Annotated in this window: 26 protein-coding genes; 22 read left to right on the forward strand and 4 right to left on the reverse strand. The window is 36.9% G+C overall.

The genetic code is table 11. The features are described 5' to 3' along the window. Positions 1-213: 213 nt before the first annotated feature. The 4 genes from DRF65_RS24770 to DRF65_RS24785 are packed head-to-tail and all read right to left on the reverse strand — an operon-like array spanning position 214 to position 4,897. Positions 214-1,023: a hypothetical protein gene (locus DRF65_RS24770; protein ID WP_228438941.1), complete on the reverse strand. Its 810-nt coding sequence runs from the start codon at positions 1,021-1,023 to the stop codon at positions 214-216. Between the two features lie 16 nt (positions 1,024-1,039). Continuing rightward, positions 1,040-1,771, reverse strand: coding sequence for an MIP/aquaporin family protein (locus DRF65_RS24775; protein WP_115973405.1), 732 nt, complete (start codon positions 1,769-1,771; stop codon positions 1,040-1,042). A gap of 23 nt (positions 1,772-1,794) precedes the next feature. Beyond that, on the reverse strand, positions 1,795-3,291 hold the full coding sequence (gene glpK / locus DRF65_RS24780; protein ID WP_115973406.1) for a glycerol kinase GlpK: 1,497 nt from the start codon (positions 3,289-3,291) through the stop codon (positions 1,795-1,797). A 7-nt stretch (positions 3,292-3,298) separates the two neighbouring features. Further along, positions 3,299-4,897: a glycerol-3-phosphate dehydrogenase/oxidase gene (locus DRF65_RS24785; protein ID WP_115973407.1), complete on the reverse strand. Its 1,599-nt coding sequence runs from the start codon at positions 4,895-4,897 to the stop codon at positions 3,299-3,301. Between the two features lie 116 nt (positions 4,898-5,013). Here DRF65_RS24785 and DRF65_RS24790 point away from each other — a divergent pair, with 116 nt between their 5' ends. The 22 genes from DRF65_RS24790 to secY all read left to right on the forward strand — a co-directional run bounded on the left by DRF65_RS24790 (position 5,014) and on the right by secY (position 16,713). After that, a complete protein-coding gene (locus DRF65_RS24790) occupies positions 5,014-5,775 on the forward strand; it encodes a DeoR/GlpR family DNA-binding transcription regulator (protein WP_115973461.1) in 762 nt (253 codons plus the stop codon). A 505-nt stretch (positions 5,776-6,280) separates the two neighbouring features. Continuing rightward, positions 6,281-6,907 carry a 50S ribosomal protein L3 gene (gene rplC / locus DRF65_RS24795; protein WP_115973408.1) on the forward strand — a complete coding sequence of 209 codons (627 nt, stop codon included), beginning with the start codon at positions 6,281-6,283 and terminating at the stop codon, positions 6,905-6,907. After that, positions 6,898-7,527: a 50S ribosomal protein L4 gene (rplD, locus tag DRF65_RS24800; protein WP_115973409.1), complete on the forward strand. Its 630-nt coding sequence runs from the start codon at positions 6,898-6,900 to the stop codon at positions 7,525-7,527. Before rplC ends, rplD begins: the two co-directional genes overlap by 10 nt. A 3-nt stretch (positions 7,528-7,530) precedes the next feature. Then, positions 7,531-7,821, forward strand: coding sequence for a 50S ribosomal protein L23 (gene rplW / locus DRF65_RS24805; RefSeq protein ID WP_115973410.1), 291 nt, complete (start codon positions 7,531-7,533; stop codon positions 7,819-7,821). A gap of 22 nt (positions 7,822-7,843) precedes the next feature. After that, complete coding sequence (gene rplB, locus DRF65_RS24810) at positions 7,844-8,665, forward strand: 50S ribosomal protein L2 (RefSeq protein WP_103289181.1); 822 nt, start codon at positions 7,844-7,846, stop codon at positions 8,663-8,665. A gap of 2 nt (positions 8,666-8,667) precedes the next feature. After that, positions 8,668-8,946, forward strand: a complete 279-nt coding sequence (rpsS, locus tag DRF65_RS24815; RefSeq protein WP_034702850.1) for a 30S ribosomal protein S19 — start codon at positions 8,668-8,670, stop codon at positions 8,944-8,946. Positions 8,947-8,948: 2 nt separating this feature from the next. Next, positions 8,949-9,347 (forward strand): 50S ribosomal protein L22, encoded by a 399-nt coding sequence (gene rplV / locus DRF65_RS24820; protein WP_034694674.1) that lies wholly within the window; start codon positions 8,949-8,951, stop codon positions 9,345-9,347. Between the two features lie 7 nt (positions 9,348-9,354). Further along, the gene (rpsC, locus tag DRF65_RS24825; RefSeq protein ID WP_077413595.1) at positions 9,355-10,104 is read left to right on the forward strand and encodes a 30S ribosomal protein S3; all 750 of its coding nucleotides are present in this window, start codon (positions 9,355-9,357) and stop codon (positions 10,102-10,104) included. A 97-nt stretch (positions 10,105-10,201) separates the two neighbouring features. Continuing rightward, positions 10,202-10,627: a 50S ribosomal protein L16 gene (gene rplP, locus DRF65_RS24830; protein ID WP_100076485.1), complete on the forward strand. Its 426-nt coding sequence runs from the start codon at positions 10,202-10,204 to the stop codon at positions 10,625-10,627. A 12-nt stretch (positions 10,628-10,639) separates the two neighbouring features. Continuing rightward, positions 10,640-10,825, forward strand: coding sequence for a 50S ribosomal protein L29 (rpmC, locus tag DRF65_RS24835; RefSeq protein WP_115973411.1), 186 nt, complete (start codon positions 10,640-10,642; stop codon positions 10,823-10,825). A 12-nt stretch (positions 10,826-10,837) separates the two neighbouring features. Continuing rightward, positions 10,838-11,092 carry a 30S ribosomal protein S17 gene (gene rpsQ, locus DRF65_RS24840; protein ID WP_027387210.1) on the forward strand — a complete coding sequence of 85 codons (255 nt, stop codon included), beginning with the start codon at positions 10,838-10,840 and terminating at the stop codon, positions 11,090-11,092. Between the two features lie 2 nt (positions 11,093-11,094). Beyond that, positions 11,095-11,463, forward strand: a complete 369-nt coding sequence (rplN, locus tag DRF65_RS24845; protein ID WP_002983226.1) for a 50S ribosomal protein L14 — start codon at positions 11,095-11,097, stop codon at positions 11,461-11,463. Positions 11,464-11,484: 21 nt separating this feature from the next. After that, positions 11,485-11,811 carry a 50S ribosomal protein L24 gene (gene rplX, locus DRF65_RS24850; protein ID WP_072407373.1) on the forward strand — a complete coding sequence of 109 codons (327 nt, stop codon included), beginning with the start codon at positions 11,485-11,487 and terminating at the stop codon, positions 11,809-11,811. An 11-nt stretch (positions 11,812-11,822) separates the two neighbouring features. Further along, the gene (gene rplE, locus DRF65_RS24855) at positions 11,823-12,374 is read left to right on the forward strand and encodes a 50S ribosomal protein L5 (protein WP_115973412.1); all 552 of its coding nucleotides are present in this window, start codon (positions 11,823-11,825) and stop codon (positions 12,372-12,374) included. 3 nt (positions 12,375-12,377) lie between these two features. Then, complete coding sequence (gene rpsN, locus DRF65_RS24860; protein ID WP_002983233.1) at positions 12,378-12,647, forward strand: 30S ribosomal protein S14; 270 nt, start codon at positions 12,378-12,380, stop codon at positions 12,645-12,647. 147 nt (positions 12,648-12,794) lie between these two features. Then, positions 12,795-13,193: a 30S ribosomal protein S8 gene (gene rpsH / locus DRF65_RS24865; RefSeq protein ID WP_034694686.1), complete on the forward strand. Its 399-nt coding sequence runs from the start codon at positions 12,795-12,797 to the stop codon at positions 13,191-13,193. Between the two features lie 17 nt (positions 13,194-13,210). After that, positions 13,211-13,756, forward strand: coding sequence for a 50S ribosomal protein L6 (rplF, locus tag DRF65_RS24870; RefSeq protein WP_115973413.1), 546 nt, complete (start codon positions 13,211-13,213; stop codon positions 13,754-13,756). 15 nt (positions 13,757-13,771) lie between these two features. After that, on the forward strand, positions 13,772-14,125 hold the full coding sequence (gene rplR, locus DRF65_RS24875) for a 50S ribosomal protein L18 (protein WP_077413597.1): 354 nt from the start codon (positions 13,772-13,774) through the stop codon (positions 14,123-14,125). A 19-nt stretch (positions 14,126-14,144) separates the two neighbouring features. After that, on the forward strand, positions 14,145-14,666 hold the full coding sequence (gene rpsE / locus DRF65_RS24880) for a 30S ribosomal protein S5 (protein ID WP_042721505.1): 522 nt from the start codon (positions 14,145-14,147) through the stop codon (positions 14,664-14,666). A gap of 10 nt (positions 14,667-14,676) precedes the next feature. After that, on the forward strand, positions 14,677-14,853 hold the full coding sequence (gene rpmD / locus DRF65_RS24885) for a 50S ribosomal protein L30 (protein WP_027371710.1): 177 nt from the start codon (positions 14,677-14,679) through the stop codon (positions 14,851-14,853). A 21-nt stretch (positions 14,854-14,874) separates the two neighbouring features. Beyond that, positions 14,875-15,324, forward strand: coding sequence for a 50S ribosomal protein L15 (rplO, locus tag DRF65_RS24890; protein ID WP_089734597.1), 450 nt, complete (start codon positions 14,875-14,877; stop codon positions 15,322-15,324). 9 nt (positions 15,325-15,333) lie between these two features. Further along, a complete protein-coding gene (gene secY / locus DRF65_RS24895) occupies positions 15,334-16,713 on the forward strand; it encodes a preprotein translocase subunit SecY (RefSeq protein ID WP_103289186.1) in 1,380 nt (459 codons plus the stop codon). Position 16,714 lies beyond the last annotated feature (1 nt).

Consider the following 16,714-nt stretch of genomic DNA (forward strand, 5'->3'; position numbering starts at 1 on the left):
TTCTAAATTATTTATTTTCTGAGGACGTAGGCCCTTGATATTTTCAAAATCTTTCACAATACAAATTTAATCTTATTTCAAAACCACTACAAGATGAGCAGTAGAGGGGTAGCAAAAATTCAAAGAATTTTTGCCGGGGTGGTTCCTCCTTCCATCTAACAAAAAACCACCCCAAAAGGAGTGGTCTCTATATAATCTAGTTGAATGTTTACATTAAAAAACGGTCGCAGCCAGCTGAATTCTTGCATATTTATTAGAAGGATTCCACATGGCCATCATCGAAACCGGAAGACTGTAATGCTCAGTAATTTTAAGAACTTTTCCTGCTTTTACTCCTACATTGACAATATCGAAGTTGTTTTTCCCATTGCCATATAAAAAAGTGTTGCCATTCAATGAAAATCCTGCTCCTACAAAAGCATCCAGATTCACTTTTTGTCCGCTGATTACAGGGTAACTTGCCTGAACATAGGTAGAATATCTGTTCTTTTTGTAGCTTCCATCAGGTTCCAGTATTACTTCTCCCGCATTGGCTCCTCCATACAGCATAATGTCTGCTTCAATATTGATAGGAAATGAAGGGCCGAAAGTGTAGTTGGTTCTTAAATCAATGATATGAGCTGTTCTTCTTTGTGAGTAGCTGAAGATATCATCTGCAGCATTAGCTGTATTGATATTTCTGGAGTTATAAAGATCCCATAATCCGATATAGAAACGTCCGTTGGAATATTGAACATAGTAATTGATCTCCTTATAATGAGTGTTGTCCTTATCATCTGCCAGAGCAGAAGCACCCCAAATACCAACTTTCCATTTCTTTTCCGCATCCAAAGCGTAAGAAAGATTTCCCATCACTACAGGCTTGTCTGTAATAATCAAACCTCTCCATAAGTGGTTGTTTTGTATATTGGCGGTGAAATCCAATCGGTTTTCTTTGGTTTCTTTACCTTCACTGCTTTCCTGTGAAAATAATCTTCCTGTTGCTAAAGTAAGCAGGAAAATTCCTTTTAATATTTTCATCATTCGTATTTTTTTGTTTTTATTTTAAAGCCATAAACAATAATGCCGCAATGACAGCTCCGCTGATAGGTCCTATGACAGGTATCCAGGCATAGCCCCAATCACTGCTTCCTTTTACCGGAAGAATAGCATGCATAATTCTTGGAGCAAGATCTCTCGCAGGGTTAATAGCATATCCGGTTGTTCCACCTAGCGAAAGCCCGATTACCCATACCAGAAACGTGACAGGAATAGCACCTACCGAACCTAAGCCTACTTTTGCATTAGGATCTGCCTGTAAATTAATACTCGGATCCGAAATGTAGAAAATAACAAATACGAGTACAAAGGTTCCGATAATTTCGCTGATAAGGTTAGACGAAACTTTTCTGATTGCAGGACCGGTACTGAAACAAGCCAGTTTTGCCCCTTCATCCTCTGTAATGGCAAAGTGATCCTTATGAAACAGCCAAACCAAAAAGGCTCCCAACATTCCTCCAATCATCTGAGCCGCGATATAAGACGGAACCAGATCCCAGGAAAACTTTCCTGCAGCAGCTAAACCAATCGTAACAGCCGGATTCAGATGGGCGCCACTTACGGGCCCGGCAACGGTTACTCCCACAAAAACGGCCAATGCCCAGGCTGTGGTAATCACAATCCATCCGGAATTATTTCCTTTGGTATCCTTCAAGACAACATTGGCTACAACGCCGTTGCCTAATAAAATAAGAAGCATCGTCCCGATGACTTCTGCGATAAATGGAGTCATATGTGTATTTTTAAGGTCAGAAATTAATCTTCAATCCAGCTTTGAGCACGGGATACTGCTTTGTTCCATGAATGAACCATAGCATCTACTTTTTCCTTTTCCAATTGAGGATGGAAATCTTTGTCTACAATCCATTGTTCCTGGATCTCATCAATGTTTTTCCAGTATCCTACAGCAAGACCTGCTAAATAAGCCGCTCCCAATGCTGTTGTTTCCAGTGTTTTTGGTCTTATAATTTTAAATCCGAAAAGGTCAGACTGTATCTGCATCAGTAGATTACTTGCCGAAGCTCCGCCATCTACTCTCAGCTCAAGACTTGCTCTTCCGGAATCAGCTTCCATAGATTTTACAATATCATATACCTGGAATGCAATTCCTTCCAAAGTGGCTCTCGCAATATGTCCATCGGTAGTCCCACGGGTAATTCCTACAATCGTTCCACGGGCATACTGATCCCAGTGAGGGGCTCCCAGACCTGTAAGGGCAGGAACAAAATAAACCCCACCATTATCTTCAACAGATGCTGCCAGATCATTCACTTGGTCAGAAGAATGAATAAGTTTAAGACCATCTCTCAGCCATTGAATCGCTGCGCCCCCTACAAATACACTTCCTTCCAACGCGTAGTTAACCTCTCCATTAATTTTCCAGGCAACAGTTGTCAGAAGGTTATTCTTTGAAGAAACCGCTTCTTTTCCTGTATTCATTAATAGAAAGCACCCTGTTCCATAAGTATTTTTCACCATTCCCGGATTGGTACACATCTGACCGAATAAAGCCGCCTGCTGATCTCCTGCAATTCCTGCAATCGGAATTTTAGTAGAGAATAGAGTAGTGGCTGTCTCGCCATACACTTCACTGCTTTGTTTTACCTCAGGAAGAATGGCTCTTGGGATGTTGAATAATTCCAAAAGATCATTATCCCATTCCAATGTATGAATATTCAATAGCATGGTTCTGCTGGCATTCGAAACATCGGTGATAAACATTTTTCCACGGGTAAGCTTCCATACCAGCCAGGTATCCACAGTTCCGAAACATAATTTTCCGGCTTCTGCCTTTTCTCTTGCTCCATCCACATTATCAAGGATCCATTTTAATTTGGTAGCAGAAAAATAGGCATCTAATACAAGACCTGTTTTTTCTTTAATGGTTTCTGCGTGACCTTGTTCTTTCAGTTCATCACAATACTTGGAGGTTCTTCTGTCCTGCCATACAATGGCATTATAAATAGGTTCTCCGGTTTCTTTATCCCAAACTATTGTTGTTTCACGCTGGTTGGTAATTCCAATAGCAGCTACTTCCAGTCCGGAAATGCCTGCTTTGGCAATAATTTCTGCAGCAACAGAGATCTGTGATGACCAGATTTCATTTGGATCATGCTCTACCCAACCTGGAGTTGGGAATATCTGTCTGAAATCTTTTTGAGACACATACTTGATCTCTCCGCTATGGTTGAATAGAATCGCTCTGGAGGAAGTGGTTCCCTGATCCAAAGCGAGGATTAACTTTTCATTCATATGGTGATTAATTAAGGTTGATAACTTTAGGTGAATAAGGTGTCAATAAATACCCTTTTGCCAATTCGATGAATTCATTTTCCTGTTGCTGAGCCCATTCTTCAGAATATCCTTTTTCTTCAGCAATAATTCTTGCCACATTGTGGGCGCTGTCTATAGCAGCTCTTGCATCCAGGAATAACAGGCGAGCTCTTCTTGCCAGTACATCTTCAATGGTTTCTGCCATTTCATTTCGTGCTGCCCAAACCACTTCAGCTACAGTGAATGGATGATCAGGATGTATTTTCTGTGAAAAACGGGGATTGCTTTCCTGTAAAGCTTTTATGGACGGAATATCAGAACCATATACATACAGATGATTCGTTCTGTCTACCTGTTCAGGTTTTACATTTCCATGAATAGACATATTTTCTGTTTTGGAAGTTGTATTACCCAGTTTATGAACCTGCATCGCTTTATCGATTGTATCTTCTGCCATTTTACGGTAAGTTGTCCATTTTCCTCCAATGATGGAAATCAAACCTGTGTCGGAAGCAATCACTTTATGACTTCGGGATACTTCTTTTGTACTCTTACTACCATCTTTTGGAGCTGCAAGAGGGCGAAGTCCGGCAAAAACAGATTTTACATCATCGCGGGTTGGTTTTTTAGACAGGTATTGTCTTGCTGTATTTAGAACGAAACTGATTTCCTCTTCCAAAGCGCGAGGTTCAAAGCTTTCGCTTTCCAAAAGAGTATCCGTAGTTCCTACCAAAGCTCTGTCATGCCAAGGCACTACAAATAAAACTCTTCCATCAGAAGTTTTAGGAATCATGATGGCATCATCACTTTTCAGGAATGATTTATCCAAAACTAGATGAATTCCTTGGCTTGGTACTACCATTTTACCATGTTTAGGGTTATTCATATTAAGGATGTCATTCGTGAAAACACCGGTAGCATTGATGACTACTTTTGCATGAATCTGGTATTGCTGCTTGGAGAACTGATCTTCAGCAACCACACCAATGACTTTATTCTTGTCATCTTTCAGAAGGTTGATAACCTTTACATAATTAACAGCGCTTCCTCCCTTTTCAATAATGGTTTGGGTTAAGTTGACAGCAAGTCTCGCATCATCAAACTGTCCATCCTGGTAAACAACACCACTTGCTAAATGGTTTTGTTCAATAGTAGGTAGTTTTTCAATAGTTTTTGATTTACTGATGTACTTTGTTTTACCCAAACTTAATTTTCCAGCAAGGAAATCGTAAACGGATAGCCCTATTTTATAATAGATTCCGCCCCACCAGGTGTAATTAGGAATAATGAAAGATTGATTCTTTACAATATGTGCTGCATTTTTGGATAAAAGACCTCTTTCTTTTAAGGCTTCTTTCACCAGGCCTACATCTCCCTGTGCCAAATATCTTACTCCACCATGTACCAATTTGGTACTTCTGCTGGAAGTTGCTTTTGCAAAATCATGAGATTCAAGTAATAATGTCTTGAATCCTCTGCTTACTGCATCTAATGCTGAACCTAAACCACTGGCTCCCCCTCCTATGACTAAAAAGTCCCATTCTTTTACATTGGTTAATTTACTGAGTTCTTCGTTTCGTTTCATAAATGTTTCGTTTATGTTTCGTTTTCAAATATATAAATTAAAAATGAAAGCAAAAAGAAAATAAATGAAATTTTAAAATGTTAAAAAAAAACGGTAATTTTGAGGAAATGAATAAAATGGAGAAGCTAATACCAAGGCATGATGAAATATTAAAAGAACTGGATGAAAAAGGACATGTTCTTGTTCAGGATCTGTGCGAAAGACTGAATGTTTCTTCAGTTACGATACGAAAAGATTTGAACTATCTCGAAAGTTTGGGGCTTCTGTTCAGGAATCATGGGGGAGCGAGTAAGCAGGTAAGGTATGCTTATGAAAAAAATGTAGGAGAAAAAGAAAATATCAACGTAGAAGCAAAGCAGGCGATTGCCAGGGCGGCACTTCCGTTAATTCAGGAAAATGATTGTATCATATTGGCGTCGGGTACTACGATGCATTATCTTGCCAGGATGCTGATGAATTTTGGACCGCTTACAGTTTTGACTTCTTCCTTGAGGGTCGCTATTGAACTTTGCAATAATCCTAATATTAATGTCATTCAATTGGGAGGAGAGGTGAGAAAGAGTTCTACTTCAATTGTGGGATCCATTTCAGAAGGAATTCTTAAACAGTTTTCCTGCAATAAACTTTTTTTGGGAGTAGATGGAATTGATCTGGAATTTGGGATCAGCACCTCGAATGCTGCAGAAGCTCATCTCAATCAGGTGATGATTGAATGTGCTGATAAAACAGTGGTTCTTGCAGACTCATCAAAATTGAATAAGAAAGGTTTTGGTAAGATTGCGTCACTTGATCAGGTGGATTACCTGATTACGGATGATGGGATTGCAGCGGAAGATCAGGTTAAACTTGAAGAAAATGGAGTCAATGTTATGAAATAATTCTGTGTAAGTTCCTTAATTTATCGCATAATATGTAAAAATATAAAGCCCATGAGTGATCATGAGGCTTTAATTTTTTTAAAGAAGCTGTTATAATGATATAGTTTGGGGTTTCATTATAAAAAGAAGAAGAGGTGTTCTTATTTCTTTATAATATATAGGTTGTTTTTGTTGTTGGAAATTTCGAAATGTTTCATTATCGTATAGTTATGGCATTTTTTTTGTTATCAGCTGTTGGCTTTGAATTGTTAGAATTGGAAATCAAAGAAAAAAAATGTGCTTTTTATGAAGGATTCATTTTTATAAAACCCATTTTGGTTTTGAAAATGATCTAAATGATTAAAAATCAAAATATTTTAATTGAAATATTTGTCAGTTACAAAATTATTCATAAATTTGCACTCTCATTTTAGGAGCGTAGTGTGCCTATATCAAAAGTAGAAATCACTTCAGACTTCCGAAAAATGGGAAAAAATAAAGGATAAATTTTATTATAATATAAACAATGTCAGGTATTATTGGTAAGAAAATCGGTATGACGTCTTTGTTTAACGAAGAAGGAAAAAACATTCCTTGTACAGTTATTCAAGCTGGTCCATGCTCGGTTTTACAGGTCAGAACCTTAGAAAAAGACGGTTATAAAGCTGTTCAGTTAGGTTTCGATGACAAGAGTGAGAAGAACGTTGGTAAAGCGTTAGCTGGCCATTTTAAAAAGGCTGGTTCTGCTCCTAAAGCTAAATTAGTAGAATTCTACAGAGAATTCGTTGATGAAGTAAAAGTAGGAGAAGAAGTAAAAGTTGATTTATTCCTAGAAGGTGAATATGTTGACGTAACAGGAACTTCAAAAGGTAAAGGCTTCCAGGGTGTTGTTAAAAGACACGGATTTGGAGGTGTAATGCAGGCAACTCATGGTCAGCACAACAGACTTAGAGCTCCAGGTTCTATCGGTGCTGGTTCAGACCCTTCAAGAGTATTCAAAGGGATGAGAATGGCTGGAAGAATGGGAGGTAAGCAGGTGACTGTTCAGAACCTTCAAGTGTTAAAAGTTGATCAAGAACAAAATCTTTTAGTAGTAAAAGGTGCTGTTCCGGGAGCTAAAAATTCTTATGTAATTATCAGAAAATGGAACTAGTAGTATTAAATACATCAGGAAAAGAGACCGGAAGAAAAGTAACTCTAGACGAAACAGTATTCGGAATTGAGCCAAATCAGCACGCGGTTTACTTAGAAGTTAAACAGTACCTTGCTGCACAAAGACAAGGAACTCATAAAGCAAAAGAAAGAAGCGAAATTACTGCTTCTACTAAAAAGCTTAAGAAGCAAAAAGGATCAGGATCTGCTAGATATGGTGATATTAAATCTCCAACTTTCAGAGGTGGAGGTAGAGTATTCGGACCAAAACCAAGAGACTACAGATTCAAATTGAACAAAGCTCTTAAGAGATTAGCTAAGAAATCTGTTTTATCTCAGAAAATGAGAGACAACAGCATCAGAGTTTTAGAAGATATGAGCTTAAATGCTCCTAAGACTAAAGATTTTATCGCTTTATTGGATGCTTTGGCATTGAATGGTAAAAAATCTTTATTCATTCTTCCTGAAGCTAACAAGAATGTGTATCTATCTTCAAGAAACTTACCTAAAACTAAAGTAATGAACTTCAACGAAGTTAGTTCTTACGATATAGTAAATGCAGGTGAAGTTGTATTCTTCGAAGGTGCAGTTGAAAAATTCCAGGAAAATTTAAAGAAATAAGTCATGTCAGTTATTATTAAACCAGTTATTTCAGAAAAGGCTAACTACCTTACAGATTTAAGAGGTACTTATTCTTTCTTAGTTAACCCTAAGTCGAATAAAATCCAGATTAAAAAGGCTGTTGAAGCAGCTTACGGTGTGAAAGTAGCAGACGTTAATACAATGATTTATGCTCCGAAGGTTTCTTCAAAGTACACTAAAAAAGGTCTTCAAGTAGGAAAGACAAACAAATTGAAAAAAGCGGTAATCAAACTTGTTGAAGGTGATGTTATCGATATTTTTGCTGTAAATTAATTATTAATTATATATAATAGTAATGTCTGTTAGAAAATTAAAACCTATCACCCCGGGACAGAGATTCAGAATTGTAAACAATTTTGAAGAAATTACTACCAACAAACCAGAGAAATCTCTAACAGTTGGTATTAGTAAGTCAGGTGGACGTAACCAAACTGGTAAAATGACCATGCGTTACACCGGAGGTGGACACAAAAAGAAATACAGAATTATTGACTTCAAAAGAAACAAAGCAAACGTTGAAGCCACTGTAAAAACTGTAGAGTATGATCCAAACAGAACTGCATTTATCGCTTTACTAGAGTATGCTGATGGAGAGAAGAGATATATCATCGCTCCAAACGGTATCAAAGTAGATCAGAAAGTAATTTCTGGTGATAGCGTAGAACCAAATGTAGGGAACGCAATGAAGTTGAAAAACATTCCATTAGGTACTGTTATTTCTTGTGTTGAAATGAAGCCTGGTCAAGGTGCTATTTTAGCAAGAAGTGCTGGTTCTTCAGCTCAATTGACTTCAAGAGACGGAAAATATGCAATCATCAAATTGCCTTCAGGAGAATCAAGAATGATCCTTACTGAATGTTATGCAATGATTGGATCTGTTTCTAACTCTGACCACCAGTTAACTGTATCAGGTAAGGCTGGTAGAAGCAGATGGTTAGGTAGAAGACCTAGAACAAGAGCTGTTGTAATGAACCCTGTAGATCACCCAATGGGAGGTGGTGAAGGACGTTCTTCAGGAGGTCACCCAAGATCTAGAAACGGTATGCCTGCTAAAGGTTACAAAACCAGAAAGAAAAATAAAGCGTCTAACCGTCATATCATATCTAAACGTAAATAATTATGGCAAGATCACTTAAAAAAGGACCATTCATTCATCATACTTTAGATAAGAAGGTTCAGACAAACATAGAGTCTGGTAAGAAGACAGTTATTAAAACTTGGTCTAGAGCATCAATGATTTCTCCAGACTTCGTAGGACAAACTATTGCAGTACACAACGGGAAATCTTTTATCCCTGTTTATGTTACAGAAAACATGGTTGGTCACAAGCTAGGCGAATTTTCTCCAACAAGATCTTTCAGAGGTCATGGTGGTAACAAAAACAAAGGAAGCAGATAATCATGGGATCAAGAAAAAGAGAAAGTGCATTAGCACGTAAATTGACAAACCAAGATGTAGTAAAAGCAATACACAATGATTGCCCATCTTCTCCAAGAAAAATGAGATTAGTAGCTGATATCATTAGAGGAGAGCAGGTAGACAAAGCTTTATACATTCTAAAATATTCTAAAAAAGACGCATCTAACAAGTTAGAAAAAGTATTGCTTTCTGCAATGGCTAACTGGCAAACTAAAAACGAAGGTGCTGATATTGAAGAAGCTAATCTTATCGTTAAAGAAATTTTTGTAGACAGTGCAAGACAATTGAAGAGACTAAGACCAGCTCCACAAGGTAGAGGGTATAGAATCAGAAAAAGATCAAACCACATTACATTAATCTTAGGTAAAAAAGAAAATTAATCAAGGTATGGGACAGAAGACAAATCCAATTGGTAACAGATTAGGTATCATCAGAGGATGGGATTCAAACTGGTTTGGTGGAAAAGATTATGGAGACAGAATCGCTGAAGACTACAAAATCAGAAGATACCTTGAGGCTAGATTATCTAAAGGTGGTATTTCAAAAATTTATATTGAAAGAACATTAAAATTAGTAACAGTTACAATTACTACTGCTAGACCGGGACTTATCATCGGTAAAGGAGGTCAGGAAGTTGATAAATTGAAAGAAGAATTGAAGAAACTTACAGGTAAGGATATTCAAATCAACATTTTCGAAATCAAAAGACCTGAATTAGATGCTGTACTAGTTGCTGATAGTATTTCTAAGCAAATTGAAAACAGAATTTCTTACAGAAGAGCTGTTAAAATGGCAATGGCAAGTACTATGAGAATGGGTGCTGAAGGCATCAAAGTTCAAATCTCTGGTAGATTGAACGGAGCTGAAATGGCAAGATCAGAATCTTTCAAAGACGGAAGAATTCCATTGTCAACTTTCAGAGCTGATATTGATTACCACTGGGCAGAAGCTCACACTACTTACGGTAGATTAGGTGTAAAAGTTTGGATTATGAAAGGTGAAGTTTATGGTAAAAGAGAACTTTCCCCATTAGTAGGACAACAGAAAAAAGGAGGTCAGTCAGACAGAGGAAACAGAGGAGGAGACAGAGACAACAGAAGACCTAGAAAAAACAACAACAATAACAATAATAATTAAAATTTTAGATTAGAAATTTTGAATTTTAAATTACCGTTACTTTTTTAAAATAAAAAAAATCTAAAATCTAAAATCTAAAATCTAAAATTTAGAAATTATGTTACAACCAAAAAGAACCAAATTCCGTAGAGTTCACAAGATGAAGATGAAGGGGAATGCCCAAAGAGGTAGTCAACTTGCTTACGGAACTTTTGGGATCAAAGCAACGGAAGGAGCTTGGATCACTGCAAGACAGATTGAAGCAGCTCGTATCGCTGCAACAAGATATATGAAGAGAGAAGGTCAACTATGGATCAAAATCTTCCCAGATAAGCCAATTACTAAAAAACCAGCGGAAGTACGTATGGGTAAAGGTAAAGGTGCTGTTGAATATTGGGTAGCTGTAGTAAAACCAGGTAAAATTATGTTTGAAGTAGGTGGAGTTCCTTACGAAGTTGCGAAAGAAGCTCTTAGACTTGCTGCGCAAAAATTACCTGTAGTTACTAGATTCATCGTTGCTAACGATTTTGTTAAACCTCTATAATCTTTGAATACAATGAAAAAAGCTGATATTAAAAATTTAAGCGCGGGTGATATTCAAACTCAATTAACTGAAGCAAAAGCTCAATATTCTAAATTGAAATTGGCTCATGCAATCAGCCCAATTGAAAACCCGATTCAAATCAGAGATTTGAGAAAAACAATCGCTAGACTAAATACTGAGTTAACTAACAAACAATAATTTCATTTTACAATGGATAGAAATTTAAGAAAAGAAAGAATCGGAGTGGTTTCCAGCAATAAAATGGAAAAAACTATTGTTGTTAGTGAAACTACAAGAGTAAAGCACCCGATGTACGGTAAATTCGTTTTGAAAACGAAAAAATATACTGCACACGACGAGAACAACGAATGCACAGAAGGTGATACAGTTTTGATCCAAGAAACTAGACCTATGAGCAAGAGCAAGAGATGGAGATTAGTAAGAATCATTGAAAAAGCTAAGTAATAATGTTACAAACAGAATCAAGATTAAAAGTTGCTGATAACACAGGTGCAAAAGAAGTACTAGTTATCAGAGTTCTGGGAGGAACCAGAAGAAGATATGCTTCAGTTGGTGATAAAATCGTTGTTACGATCAAAGATTCTACACCATCAGGAAACGCTAAAAAAGGTCAGGTATCTAAAGCTGTAGTAGTAAGAACTAAAAAAGCAGTAAGAAGAAAAGATGGTTCATACATCAAATTCGACGACAATGCTTGTGTATTACTAAACGCAGCGGGAGAAATGAGAGGAACGCGTGTTTTCGGACCAGTTGCTCGTGAGTTGAGAGACAAAGAATATATGAAAATCATTTCATTAGCTCCTGAAGTACTTTAATTTTAAAAATTTTTAAAAGAAATGTCAAAGTTAAAAATAAAAAGAGGAGATAACGTAATCATTACTACTGGTAAGAAAGATATCAAAGGTAAGACTGGTGAAGTTATTGAAGTGATTAAGAAAGAAGGTAGAGACCCAAGAGTAATTGTTGCAGGACTTAATATCGTTAAAAAACACGTTAAGCCTTCAGCTTCAAATCCTCAAGGAGGAATTACTGAAAAGGAAGCTTCTATTCATATCTCAAACATAGCTTTAGTTGATAAAGACGGAAAAGCTATCAAAATCGGTTACAAAATCGAAGGAGATAAGAAAGTAAGAATTAACAAAAAAACGGGTGAAACTTTATAATTTGAATTAACATGGAATTTATAGCAAGACCCAAAAAAATATACAAAGAGACAATTGTTCCTGCAATGATGGAAGAATTCGGGTATAAGTCAATCATGCAAGTACCTAGATTAGAGAAAATCGTTGTATCACAAGGTTTAGGAGACGCTACTGCAGATAAGAAAATTATTGATTATGCTGTAGAAGAGTTAACAAACATCACAGGTCAGAAAGCAGTAGGTACAATCTCTAAGAAAGATGAAGCTGCCTTCAAACTTAGAAAAGGAATGCCTGTAGGTGCTAAAGTAACTTTGAGAGCTCACAGAATGTATGAGTTCTTAGACAGACTTACTGCTTCTGCTTTACCACGTATTAGAGATTTCTCTGGTATCAAAGCAGATGGTTTCGATGGTAGAGGTAACTACAACTTAGGTATTACTGAGCAGATTATCTTCCCTGAAATCGTAATTGACAAAGTGAAAAAAATCCAAGGGATGGACATCACTTTCGTAACAACTGCGAAGACAGATAAAGAAGCTAAAGCATTATTAACTCACTTCGGTTTACCATTTAAAAAGAACTAAGAAATGGCTAAAGAATCAATGAAAGCGCGTGAGCGCAAAAGAGAAGCACTAGTTGCTAAATACGCTGCTAAAAGACAAGCTCTTAAAGAAGCTGGTGATTACGAAGGACTTCAAAAATTGCCTAAAAATGCTTCTCCTGTAAGATTACACAACAGATGTAAACTAACAGGTAGACCAAGAGGATACATGAGAACGTTTGGTATTTCCAGAGTAACTTTCAGAGAAATGGCTAACAACGGTCTTATCCCAGGTGTAAGAAAAGCTAGTTGGTAATACTTACTAATTAAAAATCGGGACAATTAAGTTGTCTAGATACTAAAGAATAAAAATATCAGACCGAAGATTTCTGACGTCTGATATTTTAATCTTCAAGTCTTTTCAATACTGATTGTTCTTTAACCAATAATTTATAAAAGAAAAATGGTAACAGATCCAATTTCAGATTTCCTAACAAGAGTAAGGAACGCACAAAGCGCAGGCCACAAAGTGGTGGAAATTCCTGCATCGAAAATCAAAAAGGAGATTACTAAGATCTTATTTGATCAAGGGTATATCTTAAACTACAAGTTTGAAGATAACGCTGTTCAAGGAGTGATCAAAATCGCTTTAAAGTACGATAAGCAAACTAATAAACCTGCTATTAAGTCTATTCAAAGAGCTTCAAGACCAGGTTTGAGACAGTACAAAGGTTCTACTGAACTTCCAAGAGTACTAAACGGTTTGGGTATTTCTATCATCTCTACTTCTAAAGGAGTAATGACTGACAAGAAAGCTAGAGAAGAGAAAGTAGGCGGTGAAGTAATCTGCTATGTTTATTAATTTTTAATCAGAGGAAAATGTCAAGAATTGGTAAAGCAATTATAACTATTCCAGCTGGAGTTACAATCACTGAAAATAACGGTGTAGTAACAGTAAAAGGAGCTAAAGGAGAACTTTCTCAAGAGCTTACAGCAGGAATTACTTTAGAACAAAAAGATGGTGAGCTTAATGTAAACAGACCATCTGATTCTAAGCAACACAAGGCGCTTCACGGTTTATACAGAGCGTTAATCAACAACATGATTGTTGGTGTAAATACAGGTTTCGAAAAGAAACTAGAACTAGTAGGGGTAGGATACAGAGCTTCACACGCAGGTCAAAAACTTGAGTTAGCTTTAGGATTCTCTCACGGTATCGTATTAGAACTTCCTAGCGAAGTAAAAGTTGATACATTGACTGAAAAAGGTAAAAACCCAATTATTACTTTAACGTCTCACGACAACCAACTTCTAGGAATGGTAGCTGCAAAGATCCGTTCTTTCAGAAAGCCTGAGCCATACAAAGGAAAAGGTGTAAGATTCGTAGGAGAAATTGTTAGACGTAAAGCTGGTAAATCTGCTTAATAAATTATAAGTATTATGGCATTAAGTAAATTAGAAAAAAGAATAAGAATCAAAAGAAGAGTAAGAGGGAAAATCTCTGGATCTTCTGAATTGCCAAGATTATCTGTATACAAAAGTAATAAGGAAATTTACGCTCAGTTAATCGACGATAAAAATGGTAAAACTTTAGCATCAGCTTCTTCTAGAGAGAAAGGTGTAGACGCTAAAGGTACTAAAACTGAAATTTCTGCTGCTGTTGGTAAAGCTATTGCTGCTAAAGCTATCGCTGCAGGGATCGAAAGTATTGTATTTGACAGAAACGGTTTCGTATATCACGGTAGAGTAAAAGCTCTAGCTGATGGTGCGAGAGAAGGTGGACTTAAATTCTAATCATTAAATTTCGGAAAATATGTTAGGACTAGATAATATAGAAAGAGTAAAACCGGGAGGATTAGAATTAAAAGATCGTCTCGTAGCTGTTAACAGAGTAACAAAAGTAACTAAAGGGGGTAGAGCTTTCGGATTTTCTGCTATTGTTGTAGTAGGAAACGAAGAAGGTGTTATCGGTTTCGGTTTAGGAAAATCTAAAGAGGTTGCTTCTGCAATTGCTAAAGCAGTTGAAGACGCTAAGAAAAACCTTGTGAAAGTTCCTGTAATGAACCACACTATTCCTCACCAAACTACTGCTAGATACGGTGGTGCAGATATCTTCTTAAGACCTGCTTCTCACGGTACAGGACTTATCGCCGGTGGTGCGGTAAGAGCAGTATTGGAATCAGCTGGTATTCACGATATCCTTTCAAAATCTAAAGGTTCTTCTAACCCTCACAACGTGGTGAAAGCTACTTTCAAAGCGTTATTGGATATCAGAAGACCTGAAGAGATCGCTAGAATGAGAGGAGTTTCTCTAAGTAAAGTGTTTAACGGTTAATAATAAAACAATGGCAACAATTAAAGTAAAGCAAGTAAGAAGCGCTATTGGTAGAACAAAAACCCAAAAGAGAACGCTTGAAGCATTAGGATTAAAAAAACTTCACCAAGTTGTAGAGCACGAAGCTACTCCTTCTATCTTAGGAATGATAGCTGCTGTAGGTCACTTACTAGAAGTTCAAAAATAATTTTATAAAAGAGAAATTAAAATGAATTTAAACAATATACAACCAGCAGCAGGTTCTACTTTCAATTCAAAAAGAATTGGTAGAGGACAAGGTACTGGAAAAGGAGGTACTTCAACAAAAGGACACAAAGGTCAGAAAGCTAGAGCTGGTTATTCTCAGAAGATCGGTTTCGAAGGTGGACAGATGCCTTTACAAAGAAGATTACCTAAATTCGGATTCAAAAACGTAAACAGAAAAGAGTTTAGAGGTGTTAACCTTGATACTATTCAGACTTTAATCGAGAACAAATCCATCACTGGAGAAATCACGAAAGAAGTTTTAGTAGCAAACGGGATCGTTTCTAAAAACGAATTAGTGAAAATTATGGGTAGAGGAGAATTGAAATCTGCGGTTTCAATCTCTGCTGATAAATTCACGAAATCTGCTGAAGAGCTTATTGCTAAAGCAGGTGGAAAAGCAATTACCTTATAATACTTACTAATGAAAGAATTTATACAAACACTTAAAAATATTTGGAGTCTTAAAGAGCTTAGAGATAAAATTCTCTTCACTTTAGGTATAATCCTTGTGTATAGATTCGCATCTTATATTTCACTTCCAGCAATTAACCTTGCAGAAGTGGGAGATCTCTTAGAGCATTATAAAAATCAAGGCGGTAACAAGCAAGGAGCAGGTCTCCTTGGCTTGCTTTCGTCGTTTACGGGGGGAGCTTTCAGCCACGCTTCCGTAATGGCGTTGGGAATCATGCCTTATATTTCTGCTTCTATTATTGTTCAGTTGATGGGGATGGCTATTCCTTATCTTCAGAAGCTTCAGAAAGATGGAGAGTCAGGTAGAAATACATTGAACCAAATTACAAGATGGTTAACGATCGGGGTTTGTCTGGTACAGGCACCTTCTTATTTAACTTCTATTACTCAATTATTCTTACCGTATGCTCAATTCCAATCTGCATATTTTGTAGAACCAAATTCGATTATGTTCTGGTTACCAAGTATTGTAATCTTGGTAGGTGGTTCAGTATTCGCAATGTGGTTAGGTGAAAAGATTACCGATAAGGGAATCGGAAATGGTATCTCTATCCTTATTATGGTGGGGATCCTTTCAAGATTACCTGAGGCATTCGTTCAGGAGATGGCCGTGCAGAACGGAAAAGGAGGAATGGGATCTATCATGATCCTTATCGAAGTATTATTCTGGATGGTGGTAGTTCTTTTAGCTGTGATTTTATCAGTTGCTGTTAGAAAAATTCCTATTCAGTATGTAAGCAGAGCTCAAGCAAGAGGAGGTGTAAACAAGAATCTTATGCAGGGCGCAAGACAATGGATTCCATTGAAAGTAAATGCTGCTGGTGTAATGCCGATTATCTTTGCTCAGGCATTGATGTTCGTACCAGGATTATTAACAAAATTCGACGAGTCCAATACTTTTCTTGCAGGTTTCAAGAATGTTTTTAGCTGGCAGTACAACGTATTGTTTGCGCTATTAATTATTATCTTCTCGTTTTTCTATACTGCAATTACAATTCCGGTGAACCAAATGGCTGATGATTTGAAGAGAAATGGAGGTTTAGTACCGAAAGTAAGACCCGGAAAAGAGACAGCAGATTATTTAGATGATATTTTATCAAAAATTACCTTGCCAGGTGCAATTTTTTTATCTATCTTTGCAGTCCTTCCAGCAATTGTGCATGGAAGCTTTGTTCAGACAGATGCGTTCGCCTTATTTTTCGGGGGAACGTCACTATTAATTATGGTGGGTGTAATTTTAGATACAGTTCAACAGATTAATACATATCTGCTGAACCATCATTATGATGGTTTAATGCAGTCTAAACTGTCTAGAACGACTGGATATTAAT

Source organism: Chryseobacterium pennae (assembly GCF_003385515.1).
Lineage (GTDB): Bacteria > Bacteroidota > Bacteroidia > Flavobacteriales > Weeksellaceae > Chryseobacterium > Chryseobacterium pennae.

What these genes read in the sequence shown, in the direction of transcription:
- DRF65_RS24770 (WP_228438941.1), bottom strand. Translation starts at nt 1,023, where the DNA reads ATGATGAAAATATTAAAAGGAATTTTCCTGCTTACTTTAGCAACAGGA.
- DRF65_RS24775 (WP_115973405.1), bottom strand. Translation starts at nt 1,771, where the DNA reads ATGACTCCATTTATCGCAGAAGTCATCGGGACGATGCTTCTTATTTTA.
- glpK (WP_115973406.1), bottom strand. Translation starts at nt 3,291, where the DNA reads ATGAATGAAAAGTTAATCCTCGCTTTGGATCAGGGAACCACTTCCTCC.
- DRF65_RS24785 (WP_115973407.1), bottom strand. Translation starts at nt 4,897, where the DNA reads ATGAAACGAAACGAAGAACTCAGTAAATTAACCAATGTAAAAGAATGG.
- DRF65_RS24790 (WP_115973461.1), top strand. Translation starts at nt 5,014, where the DNA reads ATGGAGAAGCTAATACCAAGGCATGATGAAATATTAAAAGAACTGGAT.
- rplC (WP_115973408.1), top strand. Translation starts at nt 6,281, where the DNA reads ATGTCAGGTATTATTGGTAAGAAAATCGGTATGACGTCTTTGTTTAAC.
- rplD (WP_115973409.1), top strand. Translation starts at nt 6,898, where the DNA reads ATGGAACTAGTAGTATTAAATACATCAGGAAAAGAGACCGGAAGAAAA.
- rplW (WP_115973410.1), top strand. Translation starts at nt 7,531, where the DNA reads ATGTCAGTTATTATTAAACCAGTTATTTCAGAAAAGGCTAACTACCTT.
- rplB (WP_103289181.1), top strand. Translation starts at nt 7,844, where the DNA reads ATGTCTGTTAGAAAATTAAAACCTATCACCCCGGGACAGAGATTCAGA.
- rpsS (WP_034702850.1), top strand. Translation starts at nt 8,668, where the DNA reads ATGGCAAGATCACTTAAAAAAGGACCATTCATTCATCATACTTTAGAT.
- rplV (WP_034694674.1), top strand. Translation starts at nt 8,949, where the DNA reads ATGGGATCAAGAAAAAGAGAAAGTGCATTAGCACGTAAATTGACAAAC.
- rpsC (WP_077413595.1), top strand. Translation starts at nt 9,355, where the DNA reads ATGGGACAGAAGACAAATCCAATTGGTAACAGATTAGGTATCATCAGA.
- rplP (WP_100076485.1), top strand. Translation starts at nt 10,202, where the DNA reads ATGTTACAACCAAAAAGAACCAAATTCCGTAGAGTTCACAAGATGAAG.
- rpmC (WP_115973411.1), top strand. Translation starts at nt 10,640, where the DNA reads ATGAAAAAAGCTGATATTAAAAATTTAAGCGCGGGTGATATTCAAACT.
- rpsQ (WP_027387210.1), top strand. Translation starts at nt 10,838, where the DNA reads ATGGATAGAAATTTAAGAAAAGAAAGAATCGGAGTGGTTTCCAGCAAT.
- rplN (WP_002983226.1), top strand. Translation starts at nt 11,095, where the DNA reads ATGTTACAAACAGAATCAAGATTAAAAGTTGCTGATAACACAGGTGCA.
- rplX (WP_072407373.1), top strand. Translation starts at nt 11,485, where the DNA reads ATGTCAAAGTTAAAAATAAAAAGAGGAGATAACGTAATCATTACTACT.
- rplE (WP_115973412.1), top strand. Translation starts at nt 11,823, where the DNA reads ATGGAATTTATAGCAAGACCCAAAAAAATATACAAAGAGACAATTGTT.
- rpsN (WP_002983233.1), top strand. Translation starts at nt 12,378, where the DNA reads ATGGCTAAAGAATCAATGAAAGCGCGTGAGCGCAAAAGAGAAGCACTA.
- rpsH (WP_034694686.1), top strand. Translation starts at nt 12,795, where the DNA reads ATGGTAACAGATCCAATTTCAGATTTCCTAACAAGAGTAAGGAACGCA.
- rplF (WP_115973413.1), top strand. Translation starts at nt 13,211, where the DNA reads ATGTCAAGAATTGGTAAAGCAATTATAACTATTCCAGCTGGAGTTACA.
- rplR (WP_077413597.1), top strand. Translation starts at nt 13,772, where the DNA reads ATGGCATTAAGTAAATTAGAAAAAAGAATAAGAATCAAAAGAAGAGTA.
- rpsE (WP_042721505.1), top strand. Translation starts at nt 14,145, where the DNA reads ATGTTAGGACTAGATAATATAGAAAGAGTAAAACCGGGAGGATTAGAA.
- rpmD (WP_027371710.1), top strand. Translation starts at nt 14,677, where the DNA reads ATGGCAACAATTAAAGTAAAGCAAGTAAGAAGCGCTATTGGTAGAACA.
- rplO (WP_089734597.1), top strand. Translation starts at nt 14,875, where the DNA reads ATGAATTTAAACAATATACAACCAGCAGCAGGTTCTACTTTCAATTCA.
- secY (WP_103289186.1), top strand. Translation starts at nt 15,334, where the DNA reads ATGAAAGAATTTATACAAACACTTAAAAATATTTGGAGTCTTAAAGAG.